This is a genomic window from Kosakonia radicincitans DSM 16656 (assembly GCF_000280495.2).
In the GTDB taxonomy this organism is placed as follows: domain Bacteria; phylum Pseudomonadota; class Gammaproteobacteria; order Enterobacterales; family Enterobacteriaceae; genus Kosakonia; species Kosakonia radicincitans.
The window spans coordinates 5,296,783-5,310,831 of record NZ_CP018016.1 but is presented as its reverse complement, the minus strand read 5'-3'; the positions used below and the strand labels follow the sequence as shown (position 1 = coordinate 5,310,831).

The window sequence follows — 14,049 nt, the reverse complement described above, 5'->3', positions numbered from 1 at the left end:
TGCCGTCAGACTGTGATTAAACAACGAAGGAAATATTTTTTTTAACTTTGGATATGTTTTTTTGTTGTTTGTCTTTGCAGAGCAGGCGGAAATATAGTTCCTGTTAAGAGATAAATGCCGTCATTGTTCATCAAACAGAAGCACGTTTGTAGCGAAAATATAATGATGATTACGATTGAGAAAGTCAGTAAGAGTTTCACTGGCGAGAAAATATTAAAAGATGTCTCCCTTTCTATTGCTGCAGGAGAGATTATCTGCATTATTGGCCCGAGTGGTTCGGGAAAAACGACACTATTGCGCACGTTGAATTTTCTGGAGCCTGCCGACAGCGGACAAATAAAAATCGACGATGCCGTTGTCGATTGCGCCAAAGCCGGAAAAAAAGAGATTGAAAAAATACGTTCGAAAACGGCGATGGTTTTTCAGTCCTGGAATCTCTTTCACAATCTCACCGCTCTGCAAAATATCACTGAAGGACTGATTTATGCGCAAAAGCGCTCACGTCAGGAGGCTGTGGCAATAGCCGAAGGGCTGCTAAAGCAGGTCGGGCTGCTGCATAAAAAAGACCATTATCCGAACAGCCTTTCTGGCGGGCAGAAACAGCGCATTGGTATTGCCCGTGCGCTGGCGATTAACCCGGCCGTGCTGTTACTTGATGAGCCCACATCGGCCCTGGATCCGGAGAAAGTCGGCGAAGTTCTGTCGCTGATCCAGGAGATTGCCGCCAATGGGCAAACGATGATCATCGTCACTCATGAAATGGATTTTGCCCGCCAGGTGGCCTCCAGGGTGGTCTTTATGGAAAACGGCGAGATCGTTGAACAGGGGCCGCCGGAGCAGATTTTTGGCGCGGCGTTGCACAAACGGACACAGGCGTTTCTTGCCCGATTACGTTTCCACGCCTGAGGCTAACACCATGAATCCACAACCGTTATTAAGCCTTGATGATCTGCTGTTCATTGTACCGAAATTACTGGAAAACCTGTCGGTTACGCTGGGCATCACGCTTGCCTCTCTGTTGCTCGGTCTGGCGTTTGGCCTGCTGGCTGCCGTTTTGCAGTTTAGCCGCTCGTTGTTATTAAGGTTGCTGGCAAAAGCGTACACCGATGTACTGCGCGGTGCGCCGCTGGCCCTGTTAATCCTGCTTTTTTTCTTCGGTGGAAAGCTGATTCTCTCGGCACTGGAATTACCCGCCACGCTGATTAGTGATACCACCTTTGCCATATTGTCTATTTCCGTCGGCATTAGCCCTTATTTTGCAGAAATGATGCGATCAGCATGGAATGCTGTGGATATTGGACAGAAAGAAGCGCTACGCAGTCTGAATATTCCCTGGCACATTGGGATCCTGCACGTCATTTTTCCGCAAGGACTGATTATTGCCATACCTAATTTCGGTAATCTTTTAATCAATCTCGTTAAAATGACATCATTGGTTAACATTATTGGCATTGTCGATATCTTTGGTCGGGCACAGAAAATCTCGCAAAACAGTTACGGGGCAAAGCAGGTTGCGGCATTTATTAGCGTTATCCTTATTTACTGGTTGCTTAACATTATTATCTTTTATCTCACTAGCCGTATTGAGAAAAAGTATCAATATTTATTGGAGTAAAAGAAGAATATGTTTAGCATCGATTTTATCCGGGATAATTTCACCTTTATATTAAGCGCGCTACCGATAACGTTGCTGATCACCTTTTTATCGTTAATTTTTTCGACGTTATTAGGCGGCGTTCTGGCCTGGGTGAACATTCGCAATGTACCTTACGTGAAATATCTGGTCAGGGTGTTTATCTCTTTCGGGCGCTCTGTACCCATGCTGGTGATGCTCTATTTTGTCTTTTATGTCTGGCCGTGGATTGCCAGTGGGCTTTGGGGCGGGCCGCAGGACACGCCGTTCAGTTACAAGCTCTCCCCTCTGGTTGCGGCAGTGGCCTCCTTTTCTGTGGTGTTTAGCGCCTATTTCGCGGAGACGTTTCGTTCCGCGTGGAATGCCGTAGAAAAAGGACAAAGAGAAGCGGCATGGTCGATAGGGCTGACCGGTTTTACCCAGTTTCGCCGTATCATTTTTCCGCAAGCGGCGGTTTCCGCTTTACCCAACTACACCAGCGTCCTGATTGACCTGATCAAGGATACATCGCTGGTTTATACCATTACCGTGGTCGATGTGATGGCAAAAGCGAATATCGCGGCGGCGCGTGGTTTTCATTATGTAGAGGCCTATTGCATTGTCCTGATTATTTATATTGCGCTCTGTCTGGTGCTTACCCGGATATTGCGACATATCGAGGTGTATCTCAGTAACCGGTGGAAAAGCCATGCGCAAAAAGTGGTTCCACCTCACTCATTTTGGGGAAAGAAATATGTTCAAAAATAAGCTGTTGTTGGTTGGTTCGCTGCTGTTGGTAATGAATATGACGGTAGTGCAAGCGGCTGAAAAAAGCCCTGATGCAGAAACCGTTGAAGTGGTGGTGAATGCGAACGGGTTTCCGTTTAGCTTTGTAGACGATAATAATAATATTACCGGTTACGACGGTGAGTTATTAAAAATCATTGATCAGAAGCTCACCAATTATAAATTCCATTTTAATGCGGTCTCTCGTGATGCGATGATCGTCGGCCTGTCCACCGGTGCTTATACCCTGGCGGCCGATCATTTTTATCTGACAAAAGAGCGTGCGGCACAATATGCGTATTCCGGTCAGCCCTCGGGGATCAGCGACCTGCGTTTAATTGTACGTAACAATGAAAACGATATTCATACTCTGGGCGATCTGGCGAGCGGCAAGAAGAAGCTGGTGCCGATTCATACGTCCGATGCGCGCTACACCGTTATTGATAACTACAACAAGAAACATCCTGGCCAGCAAATTAATCTACAACCGAACGGCGAGCAGTCTGCGGCGGACATTTTCAAAGCTGTTGCTTCCGGAGAGTACGATGCGGCTATCTATCCGATTGGCGCATTACTGGCGTTAAACAAAGCCCTCCATCTGAATCTGAAAGCCTCCGAGTCTGTCGGTTTATTCCCTAACGTTTATTTATACAAAAAGAATGCTGACCCGAAACTGATCAAAGCCATCGACAACGAGCTTGCAGCCCTCAAAAAGGACGGCACGCTCGCTGCGTTATCCCGCAAGTGGTATGACGAAGATGTTTACGGTCTGCCGGGCGCGGAAAACGTCAAAGTGAACACCGACTGGGAATAATCGTTCAAGGGGAGTGCTGTCTGATGAGTACAAAACAGCCCGCTTCGGCGCACAATGCGCCGACCCTGGACGACGAGGTTACCCTGGCGCTGCGCGCTATCACTGAAAAACGCGCGGCCACGCTTGGCTATTTGCTTGATGAGTCCCGACAACGCAATCAGTCTGACGATTATGCGCGTGACGCTATCCGCCATTATGGCCGTGATATCGGGCGTTCCGTGCGCGCGAAGATGCGTCATGGTCACGACCTGCAGGAATTTGCCGCCGTATTTACCCGTGGGCTGGAATCGAAGGTTTACGAAATGGAGACCGTTTCGGCCAGTCCGTCAGAGTTTATTGTACTGTTCCATTATTGCCCTTATGTCAATTGCTGGCGTCAGCAGGGACGCGATGCCAGACAGATTGAGACGCTGTGTGATATCTGCATGGAGGGGGATCATGCGTTAACCGATGCGCTTGATGGCGTGCAGCTAGTGGTTGAGACGGCGCTGGCGCGGGGTGATGCTGCCTGCCGCCTGCGTTTCTATCAGTCTCAGGAGGCTTAATGACAACCTTAAAATGGGACCACGCCGTTCAGTTTGTGAACCAGCCGGACGAGGCGATTGCAACGTTTGCCGGGCAGAGGCTCAACGCAGTTGCCGGTGGACGTCACCCTGGCTGGGGAACCTGGAATGCGCTCAGCTATTTCGGACTGACCTACATCGAATTTCTCGCCATTTATGATCATGCTGAACTGGCTTCGGCGCAGGCCGATTTTTTGCTCTCCCATGATGCGGCGAAGCTCTTGCCCGAAAACCAGGTGCTGCACCGGATAGCGTTACGCACAGATGATATTGACCAGACGCATGCAGAGTTTCGCAGTAAGGGGTTACAGGTCTCGCCAATTGTCAACGGTCAACGCAACGACCCGCAAGGAAACGTTATTAGCTGGCGCATTTTTACCATCGGTGGGGATTTTAACGGTTTGCCGTATCCCTTTGTTCTGCAATGGGGGGAAGACGATAACACACGGCTAACGCGGCTACGCGCTCAGGGGCTCGACAGGCCGCATCCGGCAGGCGAGGTGACATTACAGAGCGCTATTTTTGACGTGCAAGACCCGCAGGCCGTGCGCGAGCACTGGCACGCGTTGTTCGGTTTTAATGAACTGCCTGAAGGTCTGGCTGCAGGACTACAGCGCTTTATCTTTCGGCAGGGGGAGGCCAATCGATTAGTCGAACTGGTCTTTAGCGCCTCTGACCCGTCGCTGAAAGGCCAACGTTTTCGCGTAGGTCGCGGTGAATATCGTTTTCAATAAGGAGTGGCCGCTCATGGCAAATGTACATTTTATTGGCGCCGGCCAAATGGCGGAAGCCATTATCCGCGCTTCGCTGGAAACGGGAAAGCTGCGCGCAGAAGAGATTTCGCTTGAGGATATTGATGCTGGCCGTATTGCACTGCTCACTGAACGTTATGGTCTGGTTCAGGAACGGCAGAGTGAACATGTGCTGCGTGAGGCATCGCTGGTAGTTCTGGGGATCCGCCCGCAGGATGATTTAGTGGGTGTGGCAGCGCGTATTCAGCCTCATCTTTCTGCCGGAACGACGGTGGTTTCCCTGATTGCGGGGGTGACGCTGCTCAAACTGGAAGCGGCGTTGGGAGCGGGAAAACCCATTGCCCGCGTTATCCCTAATACGCTTACCGACACCGGTTTTGGCTACAGCGGCGTGGTACTGAATGCGCAGGCGACCCCTGAACAGGTGGAGCCTTTTCTGACCGGCTTTGGCAAAGTGCTCTACCTGCCAGAACGGCTAATCGATATTTTCACCGGTTTTGGCGTCGCCGGGCCGAACTACATTTATTACTTTATCGAGTCGCTGACCGATGCAGGAGTGCTGGCAGGCTTGTCGCGTGCGCAGGCAAGCGAGGTAGTGCTGGAAAATCTGCAGGGGGCGGTAGAGATGTTGCGCCTGAGCCAGAAACATCCACGGCAGCTTCTGGATATCAACAACTCCCCGGCAGGGGTAGGGATTCATGGGTTATATGAACTTAATAACAGCGATTTCGCTGCAGGTCTGCAACGCAGTGTGCTGGCTGCAGTGAAACGTACCCGTGAGTTGGGTGAGGCACATTCTGAATAGGTGGCAGAATATGGATTGGCGGCACAGCCGGGATGGCATTTATCACCTGCTCCGCTTAATGACGACGGCTGTACTTCCCTGCCTTACGTTCGCAGTGTTGGGGCGAAAACATGCAATAGCCCGGTCACGGTGAAAGCACGTCCACTTCCTTCAGGCCACCATTGATGCGGAAAGCGACGCGTTGCGGATGATTAACCGAGACCAGATATTCAATTGGCTGATGCTGGCTATCGTATATCACACCACGATAGACCAGCGCCGGGCTCTCTGGCTTTGCCTGCAACAGTTGATGCTCCTCTTCGCTCATCGCCGCTGCCCGGATGGTCCCTTCATCGTAAACATCATGAATAGCGTAACGCTCAGCCAGCAGGCGATAAAGAGAGCCTTCTTTTTCTAACATATCAGCGCTCAAATCTGCGACACGGGCTTGAGGTAAATAACTGGTTTCAAGGCAGAAAGGGTATCCATCAGCCAGGCGCAGGCGTTTGATCATCACTAAAGGATCGCCCTCTTCAATGTGCAGCAACCGTGCAATGCGGGCGCTGGCTGCGGAAATATGAAAGTAGATCAACTGGCTGCTGGGTACTGCGCCATTCAATTCAAGAATTTTACTGATACCCAGCGCAGGTTGCAGAGGGCGTTCAATCGCCGTATCGACCAACCAGGTTCCCTGATTACCCCGTCTTTCCAGCACGCCTTCGTCAATCAATTCGGTGATGATTTTTCGCACTGTCACACGGCTGATCCCCAACAGCTCGCTTAACTCGCGCTCTGCGGGGATCTGGTCGCCGCTGTTGAAATCGGGTGAATTGAGTATTCCGAGTAATTTTTTGCGCGCGTCGAGATAGCTCCTGCGCGGCCTTCTGGTCTGTTTTACTGGGCTATTCATGGTCTATTTTGTTTCGGTTATGGAAAGCAAAAAATAGGAAATCAATCATTTGATTATACAAAACAAAAATCATTGATATCGGTATGGCGTGACACTCAGCATAACATACCACGGCAATTTTTTTGGTCATTATTCGCGAATTATTGTTGCTATATCCGCCAGATCGAGCGTATATCAATCTTCGTGGTATGTTTTTTGGTATTTTTAAATATTTGGGGAACAGCTATGAAAATTAAAAAAGCCATCGCCGGGCTTGCTTCAGCGATAGCAATGTTAGGCTGCATACACACGGCGGTGGCTGCGGATCAACTGCGTTTTGGTATCGACCCGACCTTCCCACCGTTTGAATCGAAAAATGCCAATGGTCAGCTCATCGGTTTCGATATCGACCTTGGTAATGCGATTTGCGCGGAAATGAAGGTGCAATGCTCCTGGGTACAGAACAGCTTCGACGGGCTTATTCCGGCACTCCAGGCAAAGAAATTTGATGCCATTCTTTCTTCTCTGTCGATCACTGATGAGCGTAAAAAAGCCATCTCTTTCAGTGACAAACTCTTCAATACTCCCGCATTCCTGGTTACCGCTAAAGGCAGTTCGCTCACCCCCACGGCGGCATCGCTGAAAGGTAAACGTATTGGCGTCCAGCAGGGTTCGGTTTTTGAAAGTTATGCCAACAAATACTGGCGCAACGCGGGCGTTGAGGTGGTTGCTTATCCGGATGCGGAATCGGTCTATGCCGATCTGATTAATGGCCGCCTTGATGGCACGCTCGATGATGCGGTGGTGATCACTGAAGCGCTGTTGAGCAAACCACAGGGCCAAAACTTCACGCTAATCCAGCCGCAGGTCAAAGATGATGAGATCTTTGGGCCTGGTACCGGGATCGGGTTACGGCAGGATGATAAAGATTTGCAGGCCCGTTTTAACAAGGCGATCGCCGCGATTCGCGCCAACGGAACCTATGATCGTTTAGCGAAAAAATACTTCAATTTCAATATTTACGGTGATTAACGCCATGCAGACCCAATCCATCATTACCTCCCTGATGAGCAGCCATTTTCAGGATAAGCCGCTGCGTCAGGTTTTCCTGGTCGCTTGCGGTGGCTCGCTGGTAGATATGTATCCTGCTCATTATTTTCTCAATGAGCAGAGTGAAAATCTGCGCTCATGGATGATGACTGCCAATGAATTTGTGCATGCCGCACCGCGCGCGTTAGGTGCCTCGTCACTTGTTATTGTCTGTTCGCATGGCGGCAACACACCGGAGTCTGTGGCTGCGGCTCAACTGGCAAAAAAACGTGGTGCTGCCACTATCACGCTTACGCACAATGCGGAAGCGGAACTGCTGCAATGGGCCGACCATAACCTGTTATATAAATGGGGTGATGATACGCTTGTCACCGAAAACCCGATGGCGCTGATCCTCAGCCTGTGCGTTGATATGCTGCATCAGGTGGAAGGCTTTGCCGAATGGCAGGCTTTCCAGCATGGTTTTGCGCAAATCGATACGGTGATCCGTCAGGCCCGCGCTAAGGTTGCAACCCGTTGCGCTGCGTTCGCAGAACGCTATCAGCATGAGTCCCTGTTCTATGTGCTTTCGAGTGGCGCCTCCTACGGTCATGCCTATGGATTCGCCATCTGCTCACTGATGGAAATGCAGCGTCTCGATGCCGCCTCTATTCACAGCGGAGAGTTCTTTCATGGCCCATTTGAAGTCACCGATAATCACGTACCCTTTATCCTCCTGATGAATGAAGGCCGCACGCGTGCTCTGGATCAGCGTGCGCAGGCGTTCCTGAATCGTTATAACGACAAAACAGAGGTTGTGGATGCCCGCGAGTTGGGCCTGAATGCGCTGCCTGCATCCGTGGTGGACTACTTTAACCCGGTGCTGTTTTACAGCATCATGTGCGACTACCGTGCGGCGCTGGCTGATATCCGCCAGCATCCGCTCTCAACCCGCCGCTATATGGGCGTGGTGGATTACTAAGGGCGGCGATCAATGAAAGTCATTGGTATAGGCGACAATGTTGTCGATAAATATGAGCACCGGCGTGTACGGTACCCAGGAGGCAACGCGCTCAATTTCAGCGTGTATGCGGCAATGCTGGATGCATCGGCTGCCTATCTGGGCATTTTTGGTAACGATGCGGCGGCCGACCATGTGATGCGTACGCTGGCAAAGTTCGGCATCGATACACGTCATTGCCGTCAGGTTGCGGGGGAAAATGGTTATGCGCGGCTGACGATTGAGCAGGGGGAACGGGTGTTTCTTGATTCGAACCTCGGCGGTGTGCGTCAGACGGAATCGATGGACTTCATTTTGCAAAAGATGGACTGGCTTAATGATTTCTCGCTGATCCACACCAGCAGCTACAGCTATATTGATGCGCAGCTACCTGCGCTGGCGACGTTATCCGGATGGCTTTCATATGATTTCTCAGATGACTTTGTCATTGCGCAGGCGCTGCCATTATGCCGCTGGCTCGACGCTGCATTTTTCTCCTGTGCGGAATGGTCGCTGGTAGAAACACGTGAACTTCTGGTGCAGGCGGTGCGGGCAGGCAGCGGTTTGGCGGTCGCGACGCGTGGCGAGCAAGGCGCACTCCTGTTCGACGGTAAAAACTGGTATCAGCAGGAGCCGGAAACGGTAACACCAGTGGATACATTAGGTGCGGGTGATGCATTTATCACTGCGTTTCTGCTCCATTTACGTCAGCACGGTAATATCGCCGCTGCACTGCAGGCTGCTGCGCATTTTGCAGCGAGAATTTGCCTGGTGGACGGCGCCTTCGGCGAAGGCGAAGCTTATTAACCCCGCAGGAATGTCTCAGCTTTTGAGTGGATTCCCCTTCGTTAATGGAAACCGCTCATTCTGCTGTTTTTGCAGCAAAAATGATGGTCTTGCTCAACGAGCAGTCTTGATGCCGACTTCGGTAAGTCTGGCGTTTCGTTAATATTATTTCTGATTGCCGGTCTGATGACAGAAGGCGCTGCTACTTATTATTGAAGTGTGTAAGTAACTGATTACTTGTGTGGGCTGGTTAATTAAAGAACAATAACCTTAATGGAAAGGTGGGTTTATCGCCGGAAATTTACTTCATTAAGGATAAAGCATGCTGATGGATCAGTCTGCATTCACCGGGAAAGGTTCCTTATCCCGTTACACGCTGGATATCAATCACAGCGCCGTCAGACCGGATGTCTTACGGTTCAGGGGAACAGAAGCACTGAGTCAACCCTTTTCATGGCGTATTGAATTCACCACGCCACAGGTTGTTCAGGGAGAGGACGTATTGCTGAAATACGCCAGTTTCCATATGCGGGGCTGCAAAGTGGTGCATGGCATCATTACCGGTCTTGAATGGCTCTCCACCAGTGCTGACCAGTCACATTACGCCGTTACTCTGGAATCACGCCTTGCTCTGCTCTCCCGCTCCCGTCGCTGCGCTATCTATCAGCACCTTTCTGTACCTGAAGTGGTGGCGCAGGTGTTGCGTTCTCACGGGCTGGAGGGGGCGGATTTTGCGTTTACGCTTTCCCGGCATTATCCGGTTCGTGAACTGATAACCCAGTGGCGTGAAACCGACCTGCAGTTTATTCAGCGCATTCTGTCTGACGTGGGCATCTGGTTCCGTCAGGAAATAAATGACGTTACAGAACTTGATGTTACGGTCTTCGGGGACAGCCAGCTCCACTATATCTTTAACGGTGCCCTGCCATACCATGAACCTTCTGGCCTGCATGATGGTGCGGAACACTGCTGCTGGGGCGTGCGCACATGGCATAACGTGGTGACGGAGAAAGTTTCGGCCCGTGATTACAATCCTCGTAAGGCACTGGATCCAATGGATGCTGCTGTCTCTGTGCGTTCCCCAGCCGTTACGACAGGCGAGCATTATCGTTATACGGAACCTTATCTTAACGCCGGAGATGACTCCGACCCGGAGCCTGAAACTGAAAGTGGAGCCTTTTATGCCCGTATTCGCCATGAGCGCGAACTGAATCAATCCGCTTACCTTCACCTGTTCAGCAACGCTTACTGGCTGAGTCCGGGGAGGGTGTTTGACCCTGTTGGTGCAAATCTGCACGACCTTAAAGACGGGGGTGATTATCGCCTTTACATCGTATCGCGGTTCTCGGGACACCCGCCTGTATGTGTCGGTGTGGGGAATGCCATATCGGGAAGAATACTGTTTCCGTCCTGCTGAAATTCCTCGTCCCGGGATTCACGGTACGATTCCGGGCCGGGTGGAAAGTCGTGACAAAAGCAATCCTTACGCGTACCTGGATGAAACCGGGCGTTACCGGGTACGGATGGACTTCAATCTGGAAGAGTGTGAACCGGGATTTGCTTATCCATGGCTGCGTATGATGAAGCCTTTTGCCGGAGATAAGTATGGCTGGCATATGCCTCTGACAGACGGTACGGAAGTGGGTGTGGCGTTCCTCAATGGCAACCCGGACCGCCCTTATATTGCGTCTGCCTTCTATGATTCAGAACACGCTGACATCGTTACCCGTGATAACCACAGCCAGAACATTCTGCGCACCGCTGGCGGGAATGAACTGCGGATGGAAGACCTGCGCGGTGAAGAGCATATTGCACTGACCACCCCGTATGGCACTTCACAGCTTAATCAGGGGCATATCACTGACGAACAGGGCAAACCGCGAGGCTCCGGCTTTGAATTGCGCACCGATGAATACGGTGTGATTCGGGTGGCAAAAGGGCTGTTCGTCACCGCAGAGGGCCAGGCCAAAGCGGCAGGTGATGCGCTGGATATGGAAACCGCTCTGCGGGAAATTGAAATCTGCCGGCATCAGTTACAGGCTCTGGCCGCAGCCGCGGCACAGGCGCAGGCGCTGGAAGCGGATATTGCCAGCCAGATTGCGATGTTTAATGAACGACTGAAGCCACTTTACGGAACGATTCATTTCCATGGTCCGGCAAGTTTGGCTTTCACCAGCGGTGAACATATGCAGCTTGCCGCAGCGGAAAATATCGCCATGAATGCGGGCGGTGATATCAGTATCGGCGCGATGGGTAATGTGGCTGCGCTGGCAGGCGATAAAATCGGTCTGTTTGCCCGTACAGGAACACTCAGCGTCATTGCCAGTGAAGGTCCGGTCCAGTTCCAGGCACAAGGCGGCAACATGCACCTGAGCGCAGAGCAAACGGTGAGAATAACTAGTCTGAGTGAAATCCTCTTTCAGGGTAAGAAGCGCATCACGCTGATTGGCGGCGGCAGCTACCTGAAGTTAGAGGAAGGAAAAATTGAATACGGTACAACGGGGACGTATATCCGCAAGGTTAAACACTCCGGGTTTAGCGCCCCTGTAGCCATGCCGCTTGACTTGCCCGCGATGGGGAACGCCCCCAAACAGTTTATTGCTGTTACCAGCGGGAAGGACTGCGAGGCAGAGAGTGCGCCTGTATTTAAATTTATGCCGGAGGAGCAAGAATAATGGCCAGGGAAGACCGTTACGTAACGATATTTCCGGAAGCGGATGTGACGCCCCGTAAATTTGATGGCCTGCTGGGCTGGTCAGCTGACTGGCGCTGCGTGGTTGACCCGCACGAAAAACCCCTGACGCTGGACAGCACCGTATCGCTCAACCCGTCTGCAACCGAGGTGAAGGTACAGTTTGGTGATTCGCTCAGTGAAATAGCGCAGGAGCATGGCTGCACCGTAAAAGAGCTGGTGAAGCTGAACCATCTCCGTAATCCGTCGCTTATTTTTCCGGGGCAGGTGCTGAAACTCCCCGTTCGTCAGTACCGCATGAGTCAGACGGAGATCGACACTCTGGCAGCACAAGCTGATACCTCCTGCACGCTCTCCTTTGCCTTTGAGGACCTGATAGAAAAACCGCTGCAAAGGTTTAAGGTCAGAATCGAGTCGGCGGCGGGCGATGTGCTTGAATCGGTGACGGATGAACTGGGCCGGATTCAGGATTACGTCATGGCGAAAGCGGAGGAGATCCGCGTATTTGTGAATGGCGCACACGGTATTAAGGAGGTGGCAAGATTTATACCGTCAGAAGGGAAGTGATATCAGACTGACCAGCCCGAAAGTACGGGTAAAGGGCGTGACTCAACCCATTAAAGACCGCGCAGGCCGTATTGATCTTGATAAACATCCTGTCAACACGGTGGTCAGTGGACGGGACAGCAAGGGCAATCCCGTTATTCAGATCAATCATACTTGTCCAAACCGGTATGATCTCCAGTTAGGGGCAAATCTGTGTTACTGGGATCAGATAATAGCCGCATCAGAACGCAGCGGGATTATTCCGCAGAGTATTGCCGCGGTTATTAATGCTGAATCTGCTCAGATTAAAGGTGTCTGGAATAAAGATTCAGTGGCAATAAGCCGGGAGAAAACAAAAGCCGCAAAGGCGTTAAAAGAGAAACAGGGCGAATCAGCCGAAGGCGTTGTGGTTTACGCCAGTTCCGCCGCAGGGATGACGCAGTTTTTAAATGCCACGTGGCTTGATGAAACCTTTCGCGAAGGGACTTATCTGAATGAGCAGGCAAGAGTTCGTGGCGTACTGGCAGATAAGCCAAAGCGGGATGCGCTGAACAATATTGAATATCACCCGAAAACCCACCAGCAAATCATCCTGCCGATGTTTGAGATATCACCTGATATATGGTGGACAAAAGAGCAGATTATCGATAACCGATTACTCAGGGGGGTAACGCCTTATCCTCCTCATGCAACAAAAGCGCTTCAGGCATGGCTTAATCTACGTTTTGAGCCGGAATTTATCATTATGGCGGCGGTGGATTACGGGCTATATAACCTCGCTAAGTTACAGGCAGCAGGCTACAACGTGGAAAGCCTGAACGATGCAGAAAAGGCGAAGATCTTTTATCTGACCCATCATCTGGGGCTTGGCGATGCAAAACGGTTTATCAGAAAAACCATTACAGAGGAAAATGCACATAAATTACTGGTGGCGCAGGTTGGGGCTAAAAAGGCTGCCAAATCAGTTAAAGGTTATGGGAGTTATGTTCAGGGTCATAGGGTGTGGTTATCAGATTACATTAATAACAATATCAATCTCCAAAATTTTTATTGTCCGAAAATAGAGTTCACAAAAAAACAGGCGTCAGGTGGTTTAGAAGTTGTAATAGAAAAAATAAAAGGAGACACTAAGTAATGGTTTTACGTTCTATAATTGCAGGACTGGTATGGATATCCTCCTCATCATATGCTTTTGAAAAATGCACTCAAAGGACAAATTGTGATAATACAACGTTAGGGAAATTAGAGTATATTTGGGGTCAAGAATCGAACGATAAAAAATCGCATGTTACACTCAATGGAAATAATATACTCACTGTGGATGGTAGCCAGATTGGTCGGGAGTCTAATGGAGATAGTTTCATTTTAGATAAAAATAACAATGTAAGCAGAATTATATTTATTTCCTCAATACTCCGCAATATATAAAAACTGACCCTAAATACGGAGATTTGTATCGATACAGAGCCTATAGGCTTTTTGATTTTTCAGGTAAAGAGGTTGTGATCTCAAACGAGTTTTACCCACCTGCGAATTATGATGCCCCTTTAAGATGGGTGTCGTGGGGGCAAAAAAACTCTGTGATTGCCTTTGATGATGGTTCCCGTTTCAAATATGAAAATGGTCGCGTGACGATGATTGATGATGGTTCCGGGACTGAGGGAAGTGAATGATTTATTGTCGGAGTTTTTATTTGGTGTTAGGTGTCCGATGGCGCTGAGAATAGCTCGTTATCCCCTAAGGTTAGGGGATATATATGGTGAGGCGATAAATTGAAAATGAATGATTATCGCAAT

Annotated in this window: 13 protein-coding genes and 1 pseudogene; 13 read left to right on the top strand and 1 reads right to left on the bottom strand. The window is 50.3% G+C overall.

The annotated features are described in order from the left end of the window. The first annotated feature begins 165 nt into the window (after positions 1-165). Genes Y71_RS25570 through Y71_RS25540 form a run of 7 tightly spaced genes read left to right on the top strand, consistent with a single transcriptional unit; the run spans position 166 to position 5,332 of the window. On the top strand, positions 166-906 hold the full coding sequence (locus tag Y71_RS25570) for an amino acid ABC transporter ATP-binding protein (protein ID WP_035943482.1): 741 nt from the start codon (positions 166-168) through the stop codon (positions 904-906). A 10-nt stretch (positions 907-916) separates the two neighbouring features. Continuing rightward, positions 917-1,615 (top strand): ABC transporter permease subunit, encoded by a 699-nt coding sequence (locus tag Y71_RS25565; RefSeq protein ID WP_007372553.1) that lies wholly within the window; start codon positions 917-919, stop codon positions 1,613-1,615. 9 nt (positions 1,616-1,624) lie between these two features. Beyond that, positions 1,625-2,380: an amino acid ABC transporter permease gene (locus tag Y71_RS25560; RefSeq protein WP_035886943.1), complete on the top strand. Its 756-nt coding sequence runs from the start codon at positions 1,625-1,627 to the stop codon at positions 2,378-2,380. Beyond that, positions 2,367-3,212, top strand: coding sequence for a transporter substrate-binding domain-containing protein (locus tag Y71_RS25555; protein WP_007372556.1), 846 nt, complete (start codon positions 2,367-2,369; stop codon positions 3,210-3,212). The genes Y71_RS25560 and Y71_RS25555 overlap by 14 nt, the downstream gene beginning before the upstream one ends. 23 nt (positions 3,213-3,235) lie before the next feature. Further along, on the top strand, positions 3,236-3,757 hold the full coding sequence (locus Y71_RS25550) for an L-2-amino-thiazoline-4-carboxylic acid hydrolase (protein ID WP_007372557.1): 522 nt from the start codon (positions 3,236-3,238) through the stop codon (positions 3,755-3,757). Continuing rightward, a complete protein-coding gene (locus Y71_RS25545) occupies positions 3,757-4,509 on the top strand; it encodes a VOC family protein (protein WP_007372558.1) in 753 nt (250 codons plus the stop codon). Before Y71_RS25550 ends, Y71_RS25545 begins: the two co-directional genes overlap by 1 nt. A 13-nt stretch (positions 4,510-4,522) precedes the next feature. After that, positions 4,523-5,332, top strand: coding sequence for a pyrroline-5-carboxylate reductase family protein (locus Y71_RS25540; RefSeq protein ID WP_007372559.1), 810 nt, complete (start codon positions 4,523-4,525; stop codon positions 5,330-5,332). 124 nt (positions 5,333-5,456) lie between these two features. Here the strand turns inward: Y71_RS25540 and Y71_RS25535 are convergent, their stop codons facing one another. After that, positions 5,457-6,149: a GntR family transcriptional regulator gene (locus tag Y71_RS25535; RefSeq protein ID WP_079518345.1), complete on the bottom strand. Its 693-nt coding sequence runs from the start codon at positions 6,147-6,149 to the stop codon at positions 5,457-5,459. A gap of 297 nt (positions 6,150-6,446) precedes the next feature. Between Y71_RS25535 and Y71_RS25530 the strand changes: the two genes are divergently transcribed. The 6 genes and pseudogenes from Y71_RS25530 to Y71_RS30845 all read left to right on the top strand — a co-directional run bounded on the left by Y71_RS25530 (position 6,447) and on the right by Y71_RS30845 (position 13,388). Continuing rightward, positions 6,447-7,232, top strand: a complete 786-nt coding sequence (locus Y71_RS25530; RefSeq protein ID WP_007372562.1) for an ABC transporter substrate-binding protein — start codon at positions 6,447-6,449, stop codon at positions 7,230-7,232. A gap of 4 nt (positions 7,233-7,236) precedes the next feature. Continuing rightward, a complete protein-coding gene (locus Y71_RS25525) occupies positions 7,237-8,211 on the top strand; it encodes an SIS domain-containing protein (protein ID WP_007372563.1) in 975 nt (324 codons plus the stop codon). Between the two features lie 12 nt (positions 8,212-8,223). Further along, complete coding sequence (locus Y71_RS25520) at positions 8,224-9,036, top strand: PfkB family carbohydrate kinase (protein ID WP_007372564.1); 813 nt, start codon at positions 8,224-8,226, stop codon at positions 9,034-9,036. Positions 9,037-9,343: 307 nt separating this feature from the next. Further along, positions 9,344-11,690: pseudogene (locus tag Y71_RS25515) on the top strand (type VI secretion system Vgr family protein). Next, the gene (locus Y71_RS30850) at positions 11,690-12,274 is read left to right on the top strand and encodes a LysM peptidoglycan-binding domain-containing protein (RefSeq protein WP_007372567.1); all 585 of its coding nucleotides are present in this window, start codon (positions 11,690-11,692) and stop codon (positions 12,272-12,274) included. Before Y71_RS25515 ends, Y71_RS30850 begins: the two are co-directional and overlap by 1 nt. Before the next feature lie 37 nt (positions 12,275-12,311). Further along, positions 12,312-13,388 (top strand): hypothetical protein, encoded by a 1,077-nt coding sequence (locus Y71_RS30845; RefSeq protein WP_007372568.1) that lies wholly within the window; start codon positions 12,312-12,314, stop codon positions 13,386-13,388. Positions 13,389-14,049: the final 661 nt, after the last annotated feature.

Bases quoted from the DNA above. Each gene is read 5' to 3' on its own strand.
- Y71_RS25540 (WP_007372559.1), top strand. From the start codon at position 4,523: ATGGCAAATGTACATTTTATTGGCGCCGGCCAAATGGCGGAAGCCATT.
- Y71_RS25545 (WP_007372558.1), top strand. From the start codon at position 3,757: ATGACAACCTTAAAATGGGACCACGCCGTTCAGTTTGTGAACCAGCCG.
- Y71_RS25530 (WP_007372562.1), top strand. From the start codon at position 6,447: ATGAAAATTAAAAAAGCCATCGCCGGGCTTGCTTCAGCGATAGCAATG.
- Y71_RS25570 (WP_035943482.1), top strand. From the start codon at position 166: ATGATTACGATTGAGAAAGTCAGTAAGAGTTTCACTGGCGAGAAAATA.
- Y71_RS25555 (WP_007372556.1), top strand. From the start codon at position 2,367: ATGTTCAAAAATAAGCTGTTGTTGGTTGGTTCGCTGCTGTTGGTAATG.
- Y71_RS25560 (WP_035886943.1), top strand. From the start codon at position 1,625: ATGTTTAGCATCGATTTTATCCGGGATAATTTCACCTTTATATTAAGC.
- Y71_RS30850 (WP_007372567.1), top strand. From the start codon at position 11,690: ATGGCCAGGGAAGACCGTTACGTAACGATATTTCCGGAAGCGGATGTG.
- Y71_RS25550 (WP_007372557.1), top strand. From the start codon at position 3,236: ATGAGTACAAAACAGCCCGCTTCGGCGCACAATGCGCCGACCCTGGAC.
- Y71_RS25520 (WP_007372564.1), top strand. From the start codon at position 8,224: ATGAAAGTCATTGGTATAGGCGACAATGTTGTCGATAAATATGAGCAC.
- Y71_RS25525 (WP_007372563.1), top strand. From the start codon at position 7,237: ATGCAGACCCAATCCATCATTACCTCCCTGATGAGCAGCCATTTTCAG.
- Y71_RS25565 (WP_007372553.1), top strand. From the start codon at position 917: ATGAATCCACAACCGTTATTAAGCCTTGATGATCTGCTGTTCATTGTA.